The organism is Paenibacillus sepulcri (genome assembly GCF_042647105.1).
Taxonomy (GTDB): Bacteria; Bacillota; Bacilli; order Paenibacillales; family Paenibacillaceae; genus Paenibacillus_Z; species Paenibacillus_Z sepulcri.
This window is the reverse complement of sequence record NZ_JBHRUP010000001.1, coordinates 7,819,060-7,841,472: the sequence shown is the minus strand read 5'-3', so window position 1 is coordinate 7,841,472 and position 22,413 is coordinate 7,819,060. Positions and strand designations below refer to the sequence as shown.

At 48.2% G+C, this 22,413-nt stretch carries 18 protein-coding genes; 3 read left to right on the top strand and 15 right to left on the bottom strand.

Annotated features, from left to right (window positions below):
- Positions 1-247 precede the first annotated feature (247 nt).
- Both ACFOLF_RS33925 and ACFOLF_RS33920 read right to left on the bottom strand, forming a co-directional pair.
- A complete protein-coding gene (locus tag ACFOLF_RS33925) occupies positions 248-1,033 on the bottom strand; it encodes an MBL fold metallo-hydrolase (RefSeq protein WP_210046449.1) in 786 nt (261 codons plus the stop codon).
- Between the two features lie 13 nt (positions 1,034-1,046).
- Entirely contained in the window at positions 1,047-1,826 is a 780-nt protein-coding gene (locus ACFOLF_RS33920; protein WP_210046450.1) for an MBL fold metallo-hydrolase, read from the bottom strand.
- A 310-nt stretch (positions 1,827-2,136) separates the two neighbouring features.
- On the opposite strand from ACFOLF_RS33920, the gene ACFOLF_RS33915 reads away from it, so the two are divergent.
- Positions 2,137-2,913 carry a DeoR/GlpR family DNA-binding transcription regulator gene (locus tag ACFOLF_RS33915; RefSeq protein ID WP_210046451.1) on the top strand — a complete coding sequence of 259 codons (777 nt, stop codon included), beginning with the start codon at positions 2,137-2,139 and terminating at the stop codon, positions 2,911-2,913.
- A gap of 171 nt (positions 2,914-3,084) precedes the next feature.
- Here the strand turns inward: ACFOLF_RS33915 and ACFOLF_RS33910 are convergent, their stop codons facing one another.
- From ACFOLF_RS33910 to ACFOLF_RS33880, 7 genes are all read right to left on the bottom strand, one after another.
- The gene (locus tag ACFOLF_RS33910; protein ID WP_210046452.1) at positions 3,085-6,246 is read right to left on the bottom strand and encodes a glycoside hydrolase family 9 protein; all 3,162 of its coding nucleotides are present in this window, start codon (positions 6,244-6,246) and stop codon (positions 3,085-3,087) included.
- Between the two features lie 308 nt (positions 6,247-6,554).
- Complete coding sequence (locus tag ACFOLF_RS33905; protein WP_210046453.1) at positions 6,555-7,181, bottom strand: TetR/AcrR family transcriptional regulator; 627 nt, start codon at positions 7,179-7,181, stop codon at positions 6,555-6,557.
- 433 nt (positions 7,182-7,614) lie between these two features.
- Positions 7,615-8,079, bottom strand: coding sequence for an MEKHLA domain-containing protein (locus tag ACFOLF_RS33900; RefSeq protein ID WP_210046454.1), 465 nt, complete (start codon positions 8,077-8,079; stop codon positions 7,615-7,617).
- Between the two features lie 204 nt (positions 8,080-8,283).
- Positions 8,284-9,027 (bottom strand): glycosyltransferase family 2 protein, encoded by a 744-nt coding sequence (locus ACFOLF_RS33895; protein WP_210046455.1) that lies wholly within the window; start codon positions 9,025-9,027, stop codon positions 8,284-8,286.
- Between the two features lie 432 nt (positions 9,028-9,459).
- Positions 9,460-9,897, bottom strand: a complete 438-nt coding sequence (locus ACFOLF_RS33890) for a rhodanese-like domain-containing protein (RefSeq protein ID WP_379113633.1) — start codon at positions 9,895-9,897, stop codon at positions 9,460-9,462.
- 106 nt (positions 9,898-10,003) lie between these two features.
- A complete protein-coding gene (locus tag ACFOLF_RS33885; RefSeq protein ID WP_210046456.1) occupies positions 10,004-10,891 on the bottom strand; it encodes a LysR family transcriptional regulator in 888 nt (295 codons plus the stop codon).
- Between the two features lie 776 nt (positions 10,892-11,667).
- Positions 11,668-12,723 (bottom strand): LLM class flavin-dependent oxidoreductase, encoded by a 1,056-nt coding sequence (locus tag ACFOLF_RS33880; RefSeq protein ID WP_210046457.1) that lies wholly within the window; start codon positions 12,721-12,723, stop codon positions 11,668-11,670.
- A gap of 185 nt (positions 12,724-12,908) precedes the next feature.
- Between ACFOLF_RS33880 and ACFOLF_RS33875 the strand changes: the two genes are divergently transcribed.
- A complete protein-coding gene (locus ACFOLF_RS33875; RefSeq protein ID WP_210046458.1) occupies positions 12,909-13,250 on the top strand; it encodes a winged helix-turn-helix transcriptional regulator in 342 nt (113 codons plus the stop codon).
- Positions 13,251-13,477: 227 nt separating this feature from the next.
- Here ACFOLF_RS33875 and ACFOLF_RS33870 read toward each other — a convergent pair whose 3' ends face one another.
- Positions 13,478-14,098, bottom strand: a complete 621-nt coding sequence (locus ACFOLF_RS33870) for a DUF7010 family protein (protein WP_210046459.1) — start codon at positions 14,096-14,098, stop codon at positions 13,478-13,480.
- Between the two features lie 300 nt (positions 14,099-14,398).
- On the opposite strand from ACFOLF_RS33870, the gene ACFOLF_RS33865 reads away from it, so the two are divergent.
- Positions 14,399-14,632, top strand: a complete 234-nt coding sequence (locus ACFOLF_RS33865; protein ID WP_210046460.1) for a spore germination protein — start codon at positions 14,399-14,401, stop codon at positions 14,630-14,632.
- 276 nt (positions 14,633-14,908) lie between these two features.
- Here ACFOLF_RS33865 and ACFOLF_RS33860 read toward each other — a convergent pair whose 3' ends face one another.
- From ACFOLF_RS33860 to ACFOLF_RS33840, 5 genes are all read right to left on the bottom strand, one after another.
- A complete protein-coding gene (locus ACFOLF_RS33860; RefSeq protein ID WP_210046461.1) occupies positions 14,909-16,975 on the bottom strand; it encodes an MGH1-like glycoside hydrolase domain-containing protein in 2,067 nt (688 codons plus the stop codon).
- A gap of 4 nt (positions 16,976-16,979) precedes the next feature.
- A complete protein-coding gene (locus ACFOLF_RS33855) occupies positions 16,980-17,924 on the bottom strand; it encodes a carbohydrate ABC transporter permease (RefSeq protein ID WP_210046462.1) in 945 nt (314 codons plus the stop codon).
- A gap of 267 nt (positions 17,925-18,191) precedes the next feature.
- Positions 18,192-19,112: an ABC transporter permease gene (locus ACFOLF_RS33850; RefSeq protein WP_210046463.1), complete on the bottom strand. Its 921-nt coding sequence runs from the start codon at positions 19,110-19,112 to the stop codon at positions 18,192-18,194.
- Positions 19,113-19,299: 187 nt separating this feature from the next.
- Positions 19,300-20,859, bottom strand: a complete 1,560-nt coding sequence (locus ACFOLF_RS33845) for an ABC transporter substrate-binding protein (protein ID WP_210046464.1) — start codon at positions 20,857-20,859, stop codon at positions 19,300-19,302.
- 97 nt (positions 20,860-20,956) lie between these two features.
- Positions 20,957-22,390, bottom strand: a complete 1,434-nt coding sequence (locus tag ACFOLF_RS33840) for an ABC transporter substrate-binding protein (RefSeq protein WP_210046465.1) — start codon at positions 22,388-22,390, stop codon at positions 20,957-20,959.
- Positions 22,391-22,413: the final 23 nt, after the last annotated feature.

Below are 22,413 nucleotides of genomic sequence, written 5' to 3'. Positions count from 1 at the left end.
GTAGTCTTGGTCGACGATGCACTGGAACAAGATCATCCCCTGAAGCGACTCCGACAAGTGGAGTACGCCGCCTATCTTGAGGAGCGTACGCATTGGGAGACTCGAATTACGGAGGAACAAACCGACTTCGCTTCCGCCGGAATCCCAACATGTACCTGCAGTGTCTCGAACAACGTACTTGATCGTTAATTGGGCAAACGTAGAAAAAAAAGCAGCTGCCCCGCGGCACGCTGCTCCCTATCGCGTATTAAATTATGTACGTCTGTCCGTCCTTCGGCCACTGCACTTCTCCAGAAAAAATTTGCTTTGCGGCCTGGACGCATGGCTCCGCGATTTGGGCGGATCCATGAAGCAGCAGCAGCTTGCCGACCTTGGCCTCTTCCGCGATCGCAGCCGCATCGATAGCACCGGAATGCATGTAGTCATTTTTATCCGGGTTTGCGGCAATGGGTCCAAGCGCCGATTCGTGAATAAGCAGGGCGCTTCCTCTTACATGTTCGATAATCGGCGGATGGAACGCCGTATCTCCGGTAAAAGAGAACATCCGTCCACTCTTCTTATCCAGGAAGCGATAGCATAAACCCTGAACAGGATGAGCAGTCGAGCATGTATCGAGCCGGAAGTTCTCCTCTTCATAGGCTTCTCCCGGCGTGAGCGGGATCAAGACCGGAGAGAGATTGGCCCAGCCATAGCGTTCGGCATGCAGAAAATCGATCGCCCGTCTCACGATAAGATGCAAATCTTCCGCCGGTCCGATGATTTTGAGCTCTTCCAGCGGTCTGCCGCGCATCAGATAATAAAACAGCAGGGACGGCAGCGACATGTAGTGATCATGATGAAAATGAGTGAAAATCAGATACTCCAGCTGCAGCGGGTCATGGCCTCTGCTTCGCAGGTTGTCGATAACCGACCAGCCGGTATCGACCAGATACTTGTCGTTGATCAGAAAGGTCGGCGAGTCCCCGCCAACCTCGGGAACAGCGCCGGAAGTGCCAAAAAAAGTAATCTTTGTCTGCTCATCGTGCATCATCATTAATTCCCCTCCGTCACAGGATGATTCTCATAAGATCATGAGCCACTTGAACTTCGCCTGGGTGCCCCGCCCCGACGATTCGCTGCAGCTCTTCCGTCTTCAAATCCCACTCATGATGGATATGGGTAATGAGCAGGTTGGAAATTTGCTGTTCTTTCAGGAAATGATTCAGCTTCTCAGGATGAATATGCCCAAACTCATGAATGACCAGATCGGCATCATGCAGGACGTGAACCAGGTCCTGGGAGGACAATACATCCCCGCTGACGACTATTTTTTTGTTGTCTATATGAATCACCAGGCCGTATGCGACTGGAGCAATTTCATTGCCATGCTTATCATCTATTTTTCTCCAGGCATCTTGAGCGAGATGCTTCGTTTTGAAAAAATTGATTTTCAGCCCGTCGCGCTCGAATAACGTATCCTCATTATATTCAACCGCCTCAAGCTGATAAGGATAAATATCCTGAGGAATGATGAATATGTTCTGCAGCAATTTCACTTTGCGGATCGTGCCTTCAGGGCCGTAAACCGGCAGATGCTCCGACCGGTGCGTCAGCTGCAGATCTTGAAGCAGCATCGGCAGGCCGCTTGCATGATCGGGGTGCCAGTGCGTCAGAAACACCGCTTCGATATTTTTCGGATCTTCTCCCATTTTCTTCAGCAGCATGCTCACCGGGCAGCCGCAATCGATCACATACAGCCGGCCGTCCTTCTTGATCGCCATGCTGAAATGATGGCGGTTGGCCGTCGACACCCCCGCGCTTGTACCCAATATCAATAATTCCGGCATGGCCTCCACCACTTTCGTCGGTATTTTGCTGGACGTTACGAGTCTGAGCTAAAGATTTTCACCCCGCATGATCCTTAGATTAGTTAACATCCGATCAAAAGTCAATGCATTTTATGATGTATAAGAGTCAAATATTTTTATTTATTGATCATTAATAATCATTTTTTCAAAAAATTCATTTTTCCCTCGATGATTCGGCATAAATCAGTTGAATTTCATCATGGCAATGGTATATTTAATTAATCTGTTGTAAATTCGGTAACGATCAATCGTTTTGAAATCCATTTATTGAATTAGGAGCAGCCACGAAATGAAAACAAGAACCAGACATACAGAAATCATCGGGATTTTGAAGCATGAACCGTTCAAAACCATTGAAGAGCTGTGCAGCGAGCTGAGCGTTTCACCTGCAACCGTGCGCCGCGACTTGACGATACTGGAACAATCCGGTGATATCGTTCGAATCAATGGAGGGGCGATCTATAAGAAAAAGGCGGAAGACGGCCGTCTGGACGAAAAAAAGCCTCCCCTGCCCTTCCTGAACGAAAAAATCCGGATTGCCAAGGCTGCAGCAGAGCTGGTTAAGGATGGCGACACCATCTTTATGGACGCAGGCTCGACCAATCGGCAAATCGCCGAGCATCTTGTAGGCAAGACCAATATAACCGTTATAACGAACAGCCTGGAGATCGCCTACAAGCTGCATTCCGTTAAAGATAAGAAGGACGTTTCCGTCGTGATTTGCGGAGGGACGCTTGGCGAGACGAATATGGACAGTATTGTGGGTCCGGTCGCCGAAAAAATGATCTCGATGTTTCGCGCCAATATTTGTTTCATTGGCACTTCCGGTATCGACATCAAACAAGGCGTTACCGATGCCTATCTCTCGACGGCACGGATCAAGGAAAACATGATTGAACACTCCAACAAAGTGCATCTCGTTGCCGATCACAGCAAATTCGGGGTTATTACTGCCGCATTTGTCTGCAGCATCGATAAAATCGGCCATATTATTACCGACAATTCGGCGCCCGAGGAAGACGTCCGGACTCTCAGGAGCAGGGGCATTTTGGTGACGCTTGTCTGATTGCATGATACGGTTTTCCTGCGCTTTGCGAGCCCGGTCGGGCTCTTTTTTTTGCGGTTTTTCTCGCGCACCGCTTAATATAGAGCTTTGACCCGAGCCTGCTTTCGAAAATCGCAGCCCGGGTCAAAGTCTTAATTACGCAATCATTTGGATATCAAAATGAGATGATGATCAAGGCGTATTCGGCCAGGATGCTGTATCCTTAATGTTGCTGAATACAGCCGACACCGATTTACCGGCTTCCGCGGCTGAGACGAACACACCCGCATTCAGCTCCGTACCGGCTTCATGCCATGCCCAGAAGTTAGCCGTGGTATCCTGTGTTTCGCCGGACTTGGTCGTGACGTTCAACGTCCAGTTGATTCCGTCAGAAGAAGTATACGTCCGTATCAGATTTAATGCCGATTGACGTTCGACTTTGAGCCAAATCGGCCCCGTGACCGCCTTGTTCAGTACCTCCTCCGACCAAGGCCCGCCTTTGCGGTACTGGGCGATGAGCTGCCCATTGCGAACGAATAGTGCCGCATATACATCATCGACCCCGGTACCCTGCCGTATCATGACACCTGCCATGCCTTTCGCCGGATTGTCAGCATTGACCGATTCAAGCTTGGCCGAGATGGAGAAGGCGCCTGTCAAATCACTCCGATAGACGTAGCGCAAGCCATCCGGTATTGTTGCGAAGCTTTCCCCGCCTCCGGTTACTGTGTATTCGCCGCTGTTCACGAAAGTCGTTCCGGGCACGGCGGCGGCTGTCCCGATATCTTTGCTGGACACCGTGCTGCCAATATCCGCTTCCGGTGCAGCCTGTACTGCCGCAGAATGCGCCGATTCGTTGCCGCTTTGATCCACGGCGGTTATGGTCAAGGCATACGTCGTACCATTAGCAAGCCCAGCAGCTGTATAACCGGTTGCTGTTAACGGGCTGGTATTCTTTTTGACACCATTAACATACACATTATATCCTTCCAGATCGCTCTCGCTACTCGCATTCCAGCTCAGCGTGATTTGAGAATCTCCAGCATCTGCCGTAAGTCCGGTCGGTACCGCCGGAGGCGTCGTATCTCCGGGGTCTCCCCCATCAACAGCGATAAGCGGAATAATGGAAGCCGCGTTATGGGCAACATTGGCGATAACAAATTCATTTTGTACATTCCAGGAGTCGGAATAACGGTACAGAGCAGGATAACTTCCAAGTGCCGGAAACCATTTTTCACGGCGCGCATTGTTCCATGGGTCATTTGCGAAATATGCCGGGAAATTGCCCTGCTGCAGGTCGCTGTTGGGAATACCCGGAATCATCTCGCTCCATCCGCCGTTGCCCAAGGAATATTGCGCATAATTGTATTGGGATATTTCATGCACCAGCCAGCGCGGCCTGTGCTCAGGGTCGCCCATTCCGCTTATGAAAGACTCGCTGAGCGGATTGGAGCCGAGCAGGTAATTCCACGTCGTCGCGATTTGGTTTTTATATTTCTGCAGCCGGCTGACACCATAAGCCACACTCATGGGAAAAGCAATTTGACTGCCTGAAAAATACCATCCTACGCTCGTATACGTGGAATCCACCATCGGCACCCCGTATGGAGCCTGATTGTTCGCACTCATGATCGTATCAGCCCATTCCAGAATGGCATTGTAAGCGTTCTGGCGGACAGCACCGCTCAAATTGGAATCGTTGTACAACCCAAGAAAAGCAACTAACCACGGTCCTTGATTATCCCAGGACCAACGTTTTTGTTCAGCGCCGAGATTAGCGGGAAGCTCGCTGTTGATCCATGCCAAATATTTGCTCTCTCCGGTTATTTTGTGCAGATTGGAAGCAGCAAACAGCATTTCATCGGACCAGGTGTGAATACCGGCGGTATAAACGTCATAACCCAGATTGCTGTTCCAGAATGCGTTGTCGTTTGCATGATTTTCAAAAGCCCCAAAGGCCTTCAAGGCCGCTTGTTTATAACCTTCCAGCTTGGCAGCGGGATAATATTCATGCAGCAGCGGAGTGTTGTAGGCCATAGCCAGAGCACCTGCAGCGTACAACGTTTCGGCTTTCAAAGGACCTTCGGTTGCGGAGAAGAACACCCGGCCTGTCGCGCCTTCAGGAGCAAAGCCCTGTTCATATCCCCCGCCTGCCGGACGCAGAAAACGCGGGAGTGCGCCTTCTTTGGAGGTGTTCATGACGGCTTTTCTCAAATAATCCAATTCGTACACAAGCTCATCCAGGAAGTCCGGAGCGCCATTGTCCGATTCCGGAATTTCCAGAGACTCGCCAAGCGTTTCGATCTGATCAGGAAATAATTGGGCCGCCGCAAGCAGCGTGCTGGAAGTTGTCGCTACATTGATGGGATATTTGCCGCGGTCTCCTGCGTCCATATGACCGCCTACCAGATCGACACGCTGCCCCGTTGCCTGGTCGACAGCATCGTCCAGATGCGCAGCGGGACGGGTCCAATGGGTGACAGCCGGATCGTCCAAGCCATGGTCGCCGTCACGCTGCATGGTCAAACCGCGGATTAGGGTGTAACCGATATTGTCCGAATAGATGGTGCTGCTGATCTCAAAAGGAAAAGACACGCCCACACCCGGAATATACAGATGGAAGGTTCCCTCCTGCTGAAAATCAGAGAAATCCATTTCATACACATCGCTTTTGGACCATTTTTCCTGGGCGGCTGTCTTCTTCAATGCAATGTCGCCGCTGTATACAGAACTGCCGTTTTGTTCATTGATGATCTGAAACGGGATCGCGTCATTGAAGGAAATGGAGCCTTGACCGGTCCACCAGGACATATAGGCTACCTTCGGGCTTCCGTCTCCATAACCGACCTGGTTGACATGAATAACCGGATTCGGCTCAGACAAGTCAAAATCAGCCGACATTCCCGGGACATTAACCACAGCAGGACTTACCGTTACATTGTAGGAGTGGCCTTCCTTTAAATTCGTTCCGCTCGGCATCTGCAAATAGATCCGATAGATCATGTTCAGACGCGGCGTGTCTGTAGTGGACAGATATGGGGCATCCTCGGGGTAGTAACGATTCTGGACGGCAGCCGGATGTATCGCGGATGAAAAATCAGGGTCGGTGCTGCTGCTGATCGAATAATAAGCGGTATTGGATACATTGGAGCTGTTATACTCATTCTCACGCAGGTAAACTTCAATCCACTGCGAATTCATGATAGTTGCCTGGGAGCTTACCAAATCCGGCTGCGTCATTGCCTGCTCTTGCAAAGCCATGGCATTAAGAGGCACGGTTGTTGCCCCTACTGCAAGCACAACCAGGAAAATAACAGGTCTTCTTAATGAGTTCAGTAACCGGTTAATCAACATTCACGATTCCTCCCGCTATAAATGAATTTTCTCACCAATCGAGTTCTTCCCCATACCTTCTTTCTTTTCCTCAAGGGTGTCACATCCAAATAAATTGATCGATATCAATCACAACCTTCCATTTTTTATAATAAATGCTGAATTCCGAGTAGAATATATCAAACAAAACAATAAGTTTCAATAATAATGATTGAATTTACAATATCTAATAATCTTTTTATAATATTTTTTGATCCATTTTGATCATTCAGTGCAAAAAAAGCCCGCATTTATGCGGACTTTCATTAATCTCTGTATATAATCAGCTGTTATTGGGGGTCCGAGTGCCCTCCAAAAATAGGATCAATATAAATCTGGAACAGCTTGCTCCTGATTTCCTCCGCCGAATAGTTGCGATGCTGCCGGTGAAACAGATAAACATCCGGACGAAGCGTCGCCATGATGGAGTCCGCCATATAAACAGGATCAAGCTGTTTTTCACCGCCCGTCTCGATATACTCCTGAAACAAGCCATGGATGACCGAATGCACCAATTCATAATGCAGGGTATGAAAGGTCACGTTCTGCCGTTCCTCGGAAGTCGGCGCTTGTATGGCGGCCAGCACATGGGAATTTTCCTGAAGGGATATAAGGTGATATTCCAGAATAACCTCCAGACGCACCCGGAGAGATTCATTGTTGTTCTCCTTGAGATAACCTGCCATCTTCTCATGATTGCGAATGCATTGCTCCTCGATCAAATCCAGGCACAACTCGCCTTTATGGGCATAGCTCCGGTACAAGGTGCCTTGTCCTACTCCTGCCTCCCTTGCGATTTGCCGCATGCTGACATTTTCGACTCCATGTTCGGCAAACAGCTCAGACGCCTTCTGCAAGATCAGCTGCCTGCGTTCCCGGGCATCCCTTCGTTCTACACGCTCCTTACGTTCCAGCAATCGCGAGCACCTCATTCCCGCATAATAGTATTGGTCCATAACCGGTCTTTCGTCCATTTACAAGATTCATCAGTTTTCCCCCTGCACATGCTTATATCGTTCAGCTGAAATTCTACTGCATCAAACCCATTACCTTCTCTTGGGTATCCGACTTAATATCAGGTGTACAAACAGTCAGCATCAGATCAGGATCCTCCGCTACAAGGAAGCTGTTATACTCCAGTCTCAGCAAGCCCGCCGCAGCTCCTTCTTATTATACAAAATATCTCCCAGTATAAAACATGACCCCACCTCATGAAGGACAAGGCGGCTGATAAGGCCGATCCAAAAACGGAATGAACATGGTGAGCTGGACTCTTCTTGTCAGCTTGCCAGCAAAAAAGCAGCCGATTTGGCTGCTTTTTATCGTATCTGTTTATTTCAAGTCTTCAAATCAAATAAAACGATGCTCCCGGAAAGCAGCAGCCTGCCCATGGATTATACCCTTGTCGTCAATAAGATTCCACACAGTCGCCTGCATGATGTAGAATCTCCGGCCATTGCTGGAAATCCGGATTCCCGTGTAATTGTCGACATAGCCATTTTCGCTGACGGCTTTAAGAAAGCTTGCCCGCTCCTCGCGCTCCATCGGCTCTGCAGTCAGTCTCGACGGGGTGCTTGTAAACATGTCCCAGTCCATTTCCCACAGCTCCTGTGCCGCCCGGTTGCCGAAATTCAAGATTGGATCGGCCTCCAGTCCATGGGACAATATCACGAACGGCCGATTATACAGCTGATCGAATTCCTTGCCGGATTCGGGTGCTTCGTCCAGGAGAGAAGTGCCCGTTAATCTCTCATAGCTGTCTATGATTAACCGAGCATGCTCGTTCGTTGCTCCAACACCGGTATATTGCGTCATTATTATTGTCCTCCCTATCCTTGCCGGCATTTGCTCATTATTCAAGACAAGCCTAACTCATGAACCAATGACCAGATTACAGGATTTAACGTCATCGAATCTATTTCATCCCGCAGAATCAAATGTTTTATCATTTCCGGTGGTGAATAGCCCAGCGGCCTGCTCTTTAACGTGTCAATCCGATTGACATTAGGATAATTACTATTAAAGCCCTTCACGTGACTTGTTAATCCAGTTAATGAGCCACGCATTACCCCTGGATTTTTCCTCTGCAATGTCCAGGTATCGTCGGGCCTTTACTTTGTCGAACGGCTTCATCTCACGGCCAAGCTGCATCCAGAGTCTTGCGTTATCCTTATCAGCCTTGAGTGCTCTTTGCATAAGAATCAGGTTTCGTTTAGTTTTTTGCATGGTATCCGTAACATCAGGATCGTAGCCATCATGCAGCAGATGTATGTCCGATTTCATCTTTCGGATCTGCCCGGTATCAACATACTCATGAATCGGATCCATGTACCGCAACCCAGCCGGAAAAATCCGGAGATATGCATCCTCGTAAGTCGATGTAATCCGCCCTCCAACTGTGTTGTCATAGACGATGTATAAAGCTGCCCGATCTCCAGTCCGATCCATTCGTTCGGTGTAGGCTCTTGGTTTATCTCGGTGCTCCGGTGGCAAATAATCGTCTGCATCCACTACGAATACCCAGTCATGTGATACCAGAGAGAGAGAGAAGTTTCTTGCGGCGGAAAAATCCTCGATCCATTTGTAATGAAAAAGCTTGACATTTTCATGCTGTTCGGCGAAGGATCGTGCAATGTCAGTTGTCCGGTCGGTCGATCCGGTGTCCACAATAATAATTTCATCGACAGCGTCTATAATACTTTCAAGCGCCCTTAATAGGCAGCGCTCAGAATCCTTGACGATCATTGCTGCAGATATGCCCATTCTAAGCCCTCCCTTTTAGCCAAACATCTAGCATGGCCTAGTTTATGTAAATGACTTGAGTCCTATTTTTTATAAACCTCGCCAGCCACGAGGCGAGCAGGTTTTCGTTTGAATCAGAATGGTTTTCATGAATTGTACTGAATCGAATTCTATAACAATCTTACCATATGCTGGACGCAATGCACAGGTTGGCGCTGTTCTGCCGCCCCCATGATTTACGAATTCGCTTGGTGCGTTTACAACTAGTCATACTAGGAACTTCAATAAATAGTGGCGTCTCTTTTTCACTGGCATTAAAAATGCACCCCTTAGATTTCATCGGATAAACCATGGGATTAATCCAATGTCTATTCTAAGCGGTGCACTTGTCAGTATGTGAGGAGCAGAGCCTTCCAGATGCGCCATTTTGTCCGGGTAAAGTTATATCTCATTCTATCCAATCAATGGAGCCGCTTGTCCTAAACTTCCTTCTACCTCATTGCCTTCCCTCCGCCAATATTCGATCCCGCCGAGCATCTCTTTGACTTTGAAACCAAGTCCGGAGAGGCGGGCAGCGGCTTTTGTCCCGCCATTGCAAGCAGGACTCCAGCAATAGACAACAATCACCAGATCTCTGGAAAAAGATGCGGTTGTCTCTTCATTGATTTGGCTGGATGGAAGATTGATGGCACCCGGAATATGGCATTCTTCATAAGCCTTGGTGCTGCGGACATCGATCAGCCGGAAGCCGTTAATGCCAAGCTGTAAATCATGGCGGACATCTGCTGCGTCCGTTTCGAGCGATAGCTTGTTCATAAAATGCCGATGGGCATCCTCCGGCAAAGCAGCGGGCTTTTCAAGTACAAGAGATAGATGGGGGGTATTATTCATATTCGTTGCCTCCGTCAGGGATTTGCATTCAAGCCGGCGAATGACTTGAATTAACTATAGCACAGCCCCTGCAAATGGAGTTATCGATAGAAATCGAAGCCATAGTTCAATGATTTTGATAATTGGTTCCGAAAATAATTTCCAGAAACCCGAGAAAAGCTTTGGATTTCCACTTTTTTTTGGAGTAAACAAGCTGTGAATAGAATTTAAAATCGGGATGGACAAATGGGATGGCCGCAACCTGACCCTTCTGAATCTCTTCAACAACCACGACGCGAGGCAGCAAAGCAATCCCAAGTCCATAAATGACGCACTGCTTGATCGCCTCCAGATTACCAAACTCGTAGGATAATGTATAATTTACCTGGTTGCTTTTTAACGTTTTGAGCAGCAATGCCCGATACGTACAGCCATCTTCGGTCAAAATCAAAGATTCGCTTTCGAAATCTTGAACCTGAATTTCGCTATGACCGGCAAGCCTGTGGGTTGGGGCAACAATTACGACCAGTTCCTCTTCTCTCAGGATGCTGCTGTGAAGTTCGGGGTCGGCAAAAGGCGGATCCATAATAATTCCGATGTCCAGAGCACCTTCTTTTACGGCTTCAATAATAAAGGGCTCGTTTGCCGGTTGAATCGTCACACTGATTCCGGGATATTGCTGGCGGTACGATTGAAGATGGGGAGGAAGAACATAAGCAGCCAACGTTTCGATCGTTCCAATGGAGAGTGTCCCTCTGGATTGTTGTGAAACAACTTCCTTTGATTCCTCGTGAAGTCTTAATATATCGTTCACATACAGCAGAAGAGCCTCGCCGGCAATCGTCAGCTTCATATTTCGACCGAATCGCTCTACCAGAACCGTCCCATAGGTTTCCTCAAGCTTCTGGACCTGCATCGTAATGCTCGATTGGGCGTATCCCAATACTTCGGCGGCGCGTGTATAACTTCCCCATTTTGCTACCTCGCGAAAGGTTTTCAGATACGTAAATTCCAACAGCAATCACCCTTCCATGCAGCTTTTAACGTAATTAGATAATACCATTGATATATATCCATGGTGCAATACCTGTTTTTGTAAGAGTCTCTCCCGCATCGCAATTGCCGCTTTGAGAGAAGCAAAAAGCTGCCTCGCGGCAGCCCTCAATTGACTCACACTATATCCGTTGAAGCAACAACAAGGGCAGCTGCTGAGCGTTTCGTTAAATCATACTACAATCCCGCCATTTGAAAATGATGCTGCAGAATCAAGTTTAAGAGATTATTTTCTTTTTGCCCGGCACTTCTTCTTATTTGTTGGAACTCCACTGGTGCAGCAGCAGGTATCCTGATCATAACTTGTATCCGTATCTGTATCTGTATCCGAATTCTCTTCCTCGGAGCCGGAATTCGAAGATGTAGAAAGGTTTTTGACATTTCCAAAAACGACCGTTCCTTCGTTCTTACCGATTATCACCAACCCAATATGACAACTCATGGCAGCATCAACGTCCTTTTCATAATATCATCAGATAATATATATATGAAAAGCATGTTTCATGCGCCATGGCTGTTTCAGGAGTTACAAGAGCCCTTTTTTAATAGATAGATATATGGAAGCAGGCTTGGTGCCTATCACTAAATTATCGTTATACGAAGCCTAGTCTATAAGTGTTATTTCTGAGTCTGGATATTTTTTCAGCGTATGATTTTATTGTATAGCCCATTGCCGTGCGCGTTTTTGTGTCAACTTTTGAACCCGATAATCCAACTATTTTCATGGTTAATTCCATTCTACTTTGCTGTATGCTTTCGTACGTCCGGTAAAATTTTCGTTGCAATCAGCTCAATTATTTTTGCTAAATTTTCAAATGGAACACCGCCAAAATCAATTTGTGCGATAAAACGCTGATGACCAAACAACTCATGTTGATAGAGCATTTTTTCAATAATTTGCTGTGGACTTCCAATCATCATGGCATCACGTATATCGGTTCCCTGAGCAAAATGCTGTTTTGGAAAGCTTCTTCCGGTAAGCAGCTCAACTCCAACGTTAGTATGTGTATAGGCTTCGCTCAGCGCTTGCTGTGTTGTTTCGGCAGCATAGAAATGGCCTGCTGTTGCAACCGGAAGAAGCTCTGGATCAAAGCCATTCTGCTTCGCAGCCTCCCGATAGGCATCAATGGATAACTTAAAGCTGGAAGCAGGACCGCCTAATGTAGCAAGCATCATAGGAACGCCGGCATAACCGGCCTTAATTGCACTTGCAGGAGGCCCTCCTACAGCACGCCAAATCGGCAGTGAGCCGTTTTTAGGACGGGGGGAAACCTTGGCATTTTTTAAGGGAGCACGAAACTGACCGTCCCATGTAATAATCTCTTCCTCGTTTAGCTTCACTAACAGTTCAAATTTTTCTTCGAACAGCTCTTCATAATCACGAACATTGTAGCCTAATAAATCAAAAAGGCCTACTCGGGATCCACGACCGGCAATAATTTCTGCGCGTCCTTTGGAAATAAGATCGATGGTCGCGAAATCCTCATACACGCGAACGGGGTCGGACGTGCTGATAATGGTCGAGGAGCTTCCTATTTTAATTTTTTCTGTCGCCTGAGCAATGGCTGCTATAACAACAGAGTGAGCCTGAGTTGTAAAATACTCCTGATGGCTTTCGCCCACGCTAAAAAAATCAATGCCTGCTTGATCGGCTAACTTAGCTAATTCAATGATTTCATGGATGCGTTGCTCAGAAGATATTCGTTTTCCAGTGTGATAGTTAGGAAGGTGATCGCCTAACGTATAAATACCAAATTCCAATCCCTTGCTTTTATCGATACGGTATTTTTTCACTTTTTACCAGCCTCTCTATTCATCCTGTGTTGTTTCTGCGTTTTTGTCGATAGGAATGCTAGCATATGCGTCTGTCTTTCAATCTTTCCTTCACAATGTTACTATGTAGTATACGGTTCAATAATGTAAGAGCGTACTTTAAAGTGGTATAGTATACAAAAAGATACTAAAGGTGAGATGCTGTTATGGATAAACAGTTTGAATTATGTCGTGTAGAGGATGGTTTAAGCATAATAGTCGGTAAATGGAAATCGCTTATTTTATTGCATTTATTGGTGGAAGGTACTCAGCGTTTTAGCGAGTTAAAACGTAGTTTGCCCGGGATTACGCAAAAAATGTTAACCAATCAACTCCGGGAATTAGAGGAAGAAGATATTGTCAAGCGTAAAGTTTACCCTCAAATTCCCCCAAAAGTTGAATATTCAATTACCGAATACGGCAAAACTTTAGAACCTATTTTAACAGCTATGCATGATTGGGCAACAAATCATGAACTTCACAAAAAAAATAAAATGAATTCTAATTGATGTTTAAAGGTTTTTAATTATGTATAAATTTTAACGACATTCTCCATTATGCCAAATAAGGTGATACATTGAGATATTGCTTGATCCCTCGAAAGAAAACTTCTATGCCCCAACGTGCATTCTAAATCGCTGAGATTTGTTCAGACGGCACGCGGAGCAAATTATGGCGCATGTTGGTGGCGTCGTGACTTGGCTTAGCCGTCAGACCTTAGTCATTTCTTCTTGCTTCATACTGCCCTTCCCAGCAGTCTTCTTCCCATTTGCCAAATGACCACACTGGTTCCCCAGAGGATCAAGGCAGAGCCCAGTCCAACCACAGACATAAATGCACTGATCTGATGATCTCCCAGCATCACGTTCACCGGCACAAACAGCCAAGTTCCAATAGCGAGCAAGCATAGAAGTGCGCCTGTAATATGATAGAGTCTGACCTTGAAAAGAGAAGCCAACGGGAAGAAATGAACACCGACAATAATGGCTGTTACAAGAGGTATAAGATCCGTGTGATGGGTATGACTGCAGATGGCTGCCGAAATCCCGATTGCCGCACCCTCGGCTGCGAAAATGATATTAAACCAGATCCCTACGCGCTTGCCTCCCCTGGAATCACCCTTCTTGACTTGAATCGTTAGTTTCCGCGAGGCGCGAATCAGCGAACCGCCGCCAATGCAGAGCACGATACCTACGGTTACGGCAGCAGCTAACAGCACCAAAGGCATTCCCCATCCTTGCAGCCCCATGATTCCCGTGTACGCCCAGAGTGTGCCAAAAACCGCCATAAATAGAACGCCCGATGCAGTTCCGCGTACTGCGGCTCCGGGGATGGTACTTGATGCTTGTTGTGACATAATTGAAAATCTCCCTTCGATTTTAAGTGTTCCCCGCGTTATATCAACAGGTTTGCGGTGACGCTTTACTGACTTCATCTTACCGAAACAAGCATCAGGCTGGTATTCATGAATGTAATGTCTTGCGGATGACAAATGTCATATAACGAAAGGCAGACAAAAAAGGATCCGCATCTGCGAATCCTTCGGGCGCCAATATATGGAGGCCTTTGGTGAAGAGTCGAATTGAAGCAGACGGAACCGCTGGGCGTTTGCAGCATATGATGGAATATCAAACGGTTGAAGAAGGAGTGAAGAATAATGCCCGTTGTAATTGGAATTTCCAATATTAATAGCGTAAGCTCCAGTTCTGTTGTTCAATACGGCGATGCTGTTCAATTGTCCCCCTCCAGTACATCAAAGTCATATGCTGGTTCCGGCGCATTTTTAACCGGCTGTGTGGCCATTTCCAATAACGCCTTAAGCGCCACGAACACGAATGACCCTGATGTTATAGATAACTCACAGAGCGAAATAGCAAGCGGTGTAAATTAGTTTGAACTGCATCTAGATCCCTAAGAAGAAATGGCTGAAGCCGTCCTTTGGCGGCAAAGTTAGTTTCTTCCCATAAAATATCAGAAAAGATGTGGACAAATTTATCCTTTCTGATATTTCAAGAAAGTCTGATATCATTCGGGCTTTTTTTTGTTGCCAATCAAATACCTCCATCAGCGGGATGGTCAAGAACCCATTCAGCGGACAATGAAAAACCGCCTGGACAGCAAAATGACGCCGGTACGGAACCGGCGTCATCACTTCAATCGGTGGATTCTATATCTCGCAGGGAGCAGGCGCTCCTTCATACGTTGTAACGCCATCTTTGACGACCTTGCAATATCCCGGCCTCATATGAACATCAATGAGCTGTCCCCGGTAACGGTAGCCTGTAATCGAAATGCTTCCTTCTTGAGAAGGCTGCGGGAACACGGTGAGCGCTCCGTCAGGCTTGGGCGTCAAGCCGGCCATACCGAACAAAATGGCTTCAGCTCCGCCCAGCCCTGCGATGACGTTTGCCCGCTTGTGACCCGGCACGGCAGGACGGTCGCAATAATGCTCCTGAGGGTAATAGGGCAGATGCCGCCCCATCCAGAACAATCTTTTCAGCACATCCCAAGCCAGCTCAGGCTTGCCGATTTCCCATAAAGTAAGGGCAAGAACAGTGCTTTCCCCGGTATAGCTGCCTCCGCCGGACCAGTCCGGATCATTCAGCTCGTAATGAACCGTATCCTCCGCCGATATGCTGCTTACGCCGTACGGAGCCAGAAACGCTCCGTCGCGCAAATGAGTCAGCAGAGCATCTGCCATATTTTCGGTGCATACTCCCATTCTTAGCGTATCGTAAGCCTGGATCGAATATACTTCTTCCATATGTCCATCCGGATACCGGCAGAGGAACCAGCCGATTTTCTCATCCCACAGATGTTCCTTGATCGAGCTGCGGATCCGTTCCGCTTTTTCACGCCACTGGGCGGCTTCCCCATCGCCCAGCCGTTCCGCCAGATCCGCCAGCCGGTCATAGCACCATGCCCGTTCGGCATTGGGACTGGAGACAACATGCTCGTGTGCGGCGCTTCTCATTTCCAGCAAATTATGCTGCTTCCCGTAATCCAGCAGTTCATTCCAGACAGGGAGCCTTTCTTCGTCATCCAGCAGCAGCTTCCGCAGCATATCATACAGCTCATGTCCCTCTCCATGCTGCTGCAAATTGCTCCATACCAAATTGAAGAACGACCAGAGACTGTATGCATACGGGACATCCCTGCCCTGGCCGTCAGGTGAAAATCTTGAATGCCGGGCAATCCCGCTATTAGCCATAAGCCTCGCAAACTTCAGCAATTTATCGCTTCCCAGCATCATCGCCAGCGTCCTGCCGGCATATCCTCCGGCATCCCATGGATAGCAGCAGATCCCGGCTCCCTCTATGCCCGACACGACCGGAAACGGCTGCATGGCAAAATCCGGATGCTCCCACATGCAGACCAGACCGCTCACCAGCGAACGGCGGTAATAATCCTCAAGCCCGGGAATATCGCTGGTAAGCCGGGGGATGGATTCACACATTCGGTCGACGCGTTCCTGCCATACCGCTTCCGTTCTCCGCTCCCACCGGGAGAGATCGTCGGGAGTAGCGCATGCTTCGCCGCTGGCCGACAATACGACCGCCAGCCGGAAGACGGCCTCTTGTCCGGGAAGCAGGGATGACGGTTGTATTTCTTCATTAAATAATGTCATTCGCACCCGCTCATTTTCCCATATCCCCGTATCGATTGCCTGGACAGGCTCACCTGGGGAAGGATGACCATAATCCCAATCTCCAAGCGGCTGATAACCGAGTCGGCCGGGCACAAGCTTCAGCTTGACGCTCACTTCTATCGTTCGATCGGTACGATTGCCGATCCGCACCGTTATCATAAATCCCGGCCGGTCCGCCAGCGGGACCAGAGAACTGTGGGCAGACAGCGATATTAACCGGCCGTCGACAAAATAGTGGTAGGTTCCGGTACGCTCAATCCGATCGGGACGCCACTGCGCGCCCGAATACAGAAAGCCGCAGTCCCCTTTCCCCCGGTTTCCCGTATCGCTGACGAGATGGCCGTCAGCTTCAAAATCCAGCAGCAGCTCCACATCGCCAGCCGCAAACGGAGGCGAATATAAGCCTTTAATTCCCGTTACGGTATTCGCCATGGGAGCGACGGTGCTGTAACCGCTGCAGACCCATATATGATTCTCCGGAGCCAGGCTGGCCCGCAGGTCAAAAGCAAAGTCGTTTAATTGATAATTCATCGTGTCACCTTTCCATTTCGTATGAATGTTCGCAATCGTTGTGTACCTATTCACCGTACTAGCCTTTCACCGCTCCTACCGTCAATCCTTTTACAAAATATTTTTGCAGGAACGGATAAACGAATATGATCGGACCGATACCGATGATGGCCATCGCCATCCGCACCGTTTCTGTAGGCACCTTCGCCAGCTCTCCTCCGGCTACCGAGGCATCCACCATGCCGGAATTCAAATACTGGATCTGTGTGATTACTTTGTACATCAGGTACTGCAGGCTGACCAATTTGTCGTCGTTAATGAACACCATGCTCGTATACCAGTCGTTCCAATAGGCCAAGGTCTGGAAAAGACCAATCGTCGCCATAACCGGCAGGGACAAGGGAAGAATAATTCTTGCATAGATTCTGAATTCCCCCGCGCCGTCGATTTTGGCCGATTCGATAAGCGAATCCGGAATCGTATTCATGAAGAAAATACGCATAATGATGATATTAAAAGGCGCGACGAGCAGCGGAATAATCAGCGCCGCCAACGTGTCCTTCAATCCGGCAGCAGAGTACGTCAGGTACCAGGGAACAAGTCCGCCGTGGAAGAGCATGGTGAAAAAAACGAAAAACGCCAAAAAGTTCCGGTAAGGCATATCTTTTCGGGAAATCGGATAAGCGAACAAGGAAGTAACAATCAGGCTGATCACCGTACCGATGACGGTCACGAGGATCGAAATTCCGTATCCGCGAACGATCTTCTCCGCATCCTTGAACAAGTACTCATATGCATACAGGGTGAAATCTTTTGGAATGATATTATAGCCGAATTCCACAATGGACCGTTCGTCCGTGAAGGATACGGACACCACCAGCAGCAGTGGAAACAAACATGCGAGGCTGATTAACCAGAACATAACGTTCAGCGCCACATTCGAGCCTGTCGAGATTTTGTTGCTGTAATTGTACGATTGCGATTCATTGACGCGCCCTGCGGCTTCATGACTGTTGGTAGACATTCTCTTGTTCCTCCTAAAAGCTTGTGATCTAATAGCAGATAGCGAAGCGGGCGGAAGATGTTTCCGCATGCGCTGCGTTCATTAGCATTTGTTTGTAAATCCGGTGATTAACCGGCGGAGCAGGCGGAAATAGTCTGGAGAAGCGTAAGCGTTCGCCTTTGTCCACGGGATTTCCACCTCTAAAGAATTTATAAATTCAGGGAAATCTGGGGACAACAGCGATCGGAAGACGGCTGCGCATGCGCAGCCTGTCGATTTCAGCGGAATTTAAAACATTGCGTTTTCTTTGCTGATTCGACGTACCGCCATGTTGGTCGCAAAGACGATGATCAAGCCCACGATCGACTGGTAGAATCCGGCTGCTGCCGACATCCCTACATTTCCGGTCAGCAGGAAGGACCGGTAGACGAAGGTATCGATGACGTTGGTCGTTGGATAAAGCGGTCCGGAGTTGAGCGGAACCTGGAAGAATAATCCGAAATCCGCATTGAAGATTCGGCCGACCTGCAAAATGACCATGACGATAATAACCGGAAGCATGAGCGGAATTGTGATTTTCTTGATCTGCTGCCATTTTGAAGCGCCATCAATGACGGCTGCCTCATAATATTCATGATCGATCGCGACAATTGCCGCAAGATAGACGACCATGGTGTAGCCGACGTTTTTCCACAGATTCACAAGCGGTAAAATGTAGACCCAATATTTGGGCTCGCTGTACCAGGAGATGGAATCAAACCCGAGCGGTTCGAGGATCGCTTTGTTGAGAAAGCCGAAGCCTCCGCCAATAAAGGCATATACCAGATAACTGACGACGACAAACGAAAGGAAGTAGGGAAACAGCAGGCTGCTTTGAAAAAATTTGGCCATTTTGCGGTTCCTTAATTCATTCAGCGCGATCGCCAGGAAAATGGCGACTGCCGTGTTCAGGAAGATGAATACCGCATTGTACAGGACCGTATTGCGGGTCGCGTTCCAGGCGTCTTCCGTCTGAAACAGGTATTTGAAGTTCTCCAATCCGACCCATGGACTCCCCAATATGCCCCCGTCGAAATTATAGTTCTTGAAGGCGACAATGACCCCGAACATCGGTATATAATTGTTGAAAATCAATATTGCCGCTGCAGGAAGCAGCATCAGAAATAAAGCGCGGTATCGGAAGATTCTAAACAGAAAATTGCGTCTCATGCAGTCAAGCCTCTCCTCTTTTTGTATGTTGTACTTTCATTTTATAATTCACGGTCAGGTTCTTGAATAAAACAATCTATGAAAGCTTTAAAATATCTATTGGCTTTCCGGGCATGCAAAAACAAGCATCCCAAACCGGCTGTAGGCTGCCGGCCTGAGATGCTTGAATGCTCAATGAAGGATTATTTTATTTGGCTGCCATAAATGCGTCAACCTGTTTTTGCTTCTCGGCCAGCACTTTATCCGAACCGGCTTTTTTCATTTTATCGAGGAAAACCGGCAGATCTTTGGCCGGATCCATGACACCTGTCGTCAAGCCGTCAATATAAGCTTCGAAAATATTAACGATAGCCGACTCTTCATTTTTTACAGGCTCCGCATCGTAGCTGAAGCCAAGCAGCGCGGACTGCGTTGCAGAGTCATTGAAGGCCTGGAATTTCTCCCATTTTTGCGGGTCTTCATTATCCCACAGATAATTAAGGAACTGGTTGCCGAACATATAGTTGATACCCGGTGAATAACCGCTTCCTCCTGCCTGTACGCCATCAGGCAGTTTGATGATATTGTCGCTGGACTTCACATAATGCTTGCCTTCAACGCCGTTAACCAGTGTATTTACCAGCTTCGCATCCGTATGCAGCAGGTTGATGAGCATCATGGCGCGTTCGGGATTTTTGGATGTCCGGGAAATCGCGGTCATCGATCCGTTAAGGTCGCCATTGGTCGTATAAGGCGGGGTGAGCTCTACCTGTACGAGCTCTTGTCCGAAGCTCGTGCTAAGCTCTGCAGCTTTGCCCGGCTTGAGCTGCTGCCACTGCGCGAACACTTTGCCTGCTTTATTCGCTGCTGCGGCGTCCTTCTTCGTAGCAGGGTCCTCCTGGAAGAATCCTTTTTGGTTCCAGCTGCGCATAAGGTTCAGTAAATCCTTCATTTCAGGCGTTTCAAACTGGTTGATGATCTTCGCATTCGTGTCGCCGATCATGATTGCGCCAGGGACCTGGTTATTGCCGACAGCTTCAATCGGAAGATCGCCGACAACGTTGCGGTTGGCCCAGAATGGCGTTACATCCGGTTCATTTTCATTGATCGTTTGGAGCATTGGCTCAAGGTCGGCAAATGTTTTGATTGTAGTCAAATCAAATTTGTATTTGTCGACCATCGATTTATTCAGAACGATGCCGAACTGGCTGGCAAGCTCTTTTTCAACCGGAATTGCATAATTTTTTCCTTTTACCGCTGTGCCCGTCAAATAAAACGGATTGATTTGCTTTTTCGTTTCGGGTGCGTATTGATCGATCAGGTCGTTCAGTTCAAGGAACGCTCCTTTGGCCACATTACCGCTGAAATTATCCCATCCTGCTGTAAACATCAGATCGAACGGTTCGCCGGAGGATACCATCAGGTTGATTTTCTGAGCCCAGCTTCCCCAGTCGATCGCATGGATTTTGATCGTTGCATTGATTTTGTCTTTCAGTTGATTGTTTAATTCCTCTTCGACTGCTACTGTGTCTTTTTGCTCGGTACCCGGATAGTAAATCGACAGCTCAACCGGCTCCAGAACCGGCTTCTCCGGTTCAGCCGCTGGCGCATTAGCATTATTCTGCGTGTTGTCGCTTGGCGTATTGCTTGTTCCGCTCTCTTTTGCATTGCTGCCTGAATTGCCATTCTGCGAGCATCCTGCAAGCACCATCGTCAACACGATTACGAGAGCAAGCATACTAGAAAAAAGCCTTCTTCTTTGTTTCATTGGAACCCCTCCAGCTATGATGTAAATGATTACGGTTTCAGTATAGGTTGTTTTCCTCGGAAACTGAATTAAATAATCTATGACTACTTTTAATAATCTATTGTGTTTCGCCTAATGGCTGCCGTGGATCGAACTTGGGGTTCACATATTCGTTAAAGCTGATCAGATTTTTAGAGACGGCGTCGTCCAGCGAATGATTATATTGCCGCGACAGCTCCTCCAGAATTTCCTCCGGCGGACCTATCCCCTGCAAAATATCCCTGTACGCCTTCATGCGCAGCCCGTCGCCCAGATTTTTCGGGGAGAACGGGGTCGTTTCATTCTGCAAAATAAACTTGGGTTCCTTCGGATAAGGCGATTCTTCACGGCCGGGCAAAAATAGATCAAAGTTGTCCAATGTCGGCTGGTACCCGGGATCATCGATAATATCTTTCAGGACCGGTATGGTATAGCCTTGTTTATACTGTGCACCCATGAACTTGCTTGAATGGAGAAGCTTCCACAGATCAGCCGCCTCCTTCTCATGCTCCGTGTACGCATTGATGACGAACGGCGACTCCGGCGAGACCATCAGGGCTCCCTTTCCTTTATCCGACGCTGACAATAACGGCGGCATCGCGATGCCGAGCGGAAAATCCATCGTTCTCATGCCGCTTAGAAGCGCGAAGTCGCGGTCGGTCACGAACATCATCCCGATGTTCCCTTCCGAGAATTGGGTTAATGCGGTGTCGCTCTGCAGCGATGTTTCCCCGGGAAACAAACCGCCTTCTTCTTTCATCGCCAGCATGGTTTGAAACCAGGACTCATAAACGGTGAAGTCGTAGCTTCCCTTGCTGAAATCATAATGATAGACGCCGCTGTACGTGCCCGCCATTTCCAGCGCCTTGCGGAATGCCCCGTCATCGCCTGCCGGAAGGGCGAAGCCGTACCTGCGGTACCCCGTTCCCACCTTGGAAATTTGATTGGCATCGCTTCTCAATTGTTGTAAAGTAGTCGGGGGACTGTCCGGATTCAACCCGGCGCTCTTCAACAGCTCCTTATTGTAAATAAGCCGGAGCGTCATGATTTCCGATGGAATCGCATAGAAGTGGCTGTTCTCCCTTGTGTAATCCACTACCCATTTGGGGAATGCGTTCAGAAATTGGCTGTCCACGACAGTCGACAAATCGACCAGCCAGTTTTTGAAAATGTACGTTGCAAGCCACCCTGTATCGAGCTGAAACACATCCGGTCCTTCGCCTGAGGTCATCCGCATGTTCAGGATTTCGTCATACCGGTCGAGCGGAAGCTTTAATAACTGGACGGTATAGCCGGGGTGAGCCGCATTGAATTGATTGATCAGGCTTTCCATCGGCTTCGTCTCCACATTCGATTGAATGGCAAGGGTAATTGTTTTGCTTTGCTCGTCCGCTCCTGCCGGATCTGCCGGCTGAACGGCGTTCTCCTTCTGTGAGCATCCGCTCAATAGGACAGCAGCCGTAATGACGGCAAGGAACCATTTCGTTAATCGCATACGAAAGCTTTTGTTCATTTATTCGGTCCCTTCTCTTATAA

Bases quoted from the DNA above. Each gene is read 5' to 3' on its own strand.
- ACFOLF_RS33840 (WP_210046465.1), bottom strand. From the start codon at position 22,390: ATGAACAAAAGCTTTCGTATGCGATTAACGAAATGGTTCCTTGCCGTC.
- ACFOLF_RS33895 (WP_210046455.1), bottom strand. From the start codon at position 9,027: ATGGGCATATCTGCAGCAATGATCGTCAAGGATTCTGAGCGCTGCCTA.
- ACFOLF_RS33855 (WP_210046462.1), bottom strand. From the start codon at position 17,924: ATGTCTACCAACAGTCATGAAGCCGCAGGGCGCGTCAATGAATCGCAA.
- ACFOLF_RS33865 (WP_210046460.1), top strand. From the start codon at position 14,399: ATGCCCGTTGTAATTGGAATTTCCAATATTAATAGCGTAAGCTCCAGT.
- ACFOLF_RS33890 (WP_379113633.1), bottom strand. From the start codon at position 9,897: ATGAATAATACCCCCCATCTATCTCTTGTACTTGAAAAGCCCGCTGCT.
- ACFOLF_RS33910 (WP_210046452.1), bottom strand. From the start codon at position 6,246: ATGTTGATTAACCGGTTACTGAACTCATTAAGAAGACCTGTTATTTTC.
- ACFOLF_RS33845 (WP_210046464.1), bottom strand. From the start codon at position 20,859: ATGAAACAAAGAAGAAGGCTTTTTTCTAGTATGCTTGCTCTCGTAATC.
- ACFOLF_RS33900 (WP_210046454.1), bottom strand. From the start codon at position 8,079: ATGACGCAATATACCGGTGTTGGAGCAACGAACGAGCATGCTCGGTTA.
- ACFOLF_RS33915 (WP_210046451.1), top strand. From the start codon at position 2,137: ATGAAAACAAGAACCAGACATACAGAAATCATCGGGATTTTGAAGCAT.
- ACFOLF_RS33870 (WP_210046459.1), bottom strand. From the start codon at position 14,098: ATGTCACAACAAGCATCAAGTACCATCCCCGGAGCCGCAGTACGCGGA.
- ACFOLF_RS33920 (WP_210046450.1), bottom strand. From the start codon at position 1,826: ATGCCGGAATTATTGATATTGGGTACAAGCGCGGGGGTGTCGACGGCC.
- ACFOLF_RS33875 (WP_210046458.1), top strand. From the start codon at position 12,909: ATGGATAAACAGTTTGAATTATGTCGTGTAGAGGATGGTTTAAGCATA.
- ACFOLF_RS33925 (WP_210046449.1), bottom strand. From the start codon at position 1,033: ATGATGATGCACGATGAGCAGACAAAGATTACTTTTTTTGGCACTTCC.
- ACFOLF_RS33850 (WP_210046463.1), bottom strand. From the start codon at position 19,112: ATGAGACGCAATTTTCTGTTTAGAATCTTCCGATACCGCGCTTTATTT.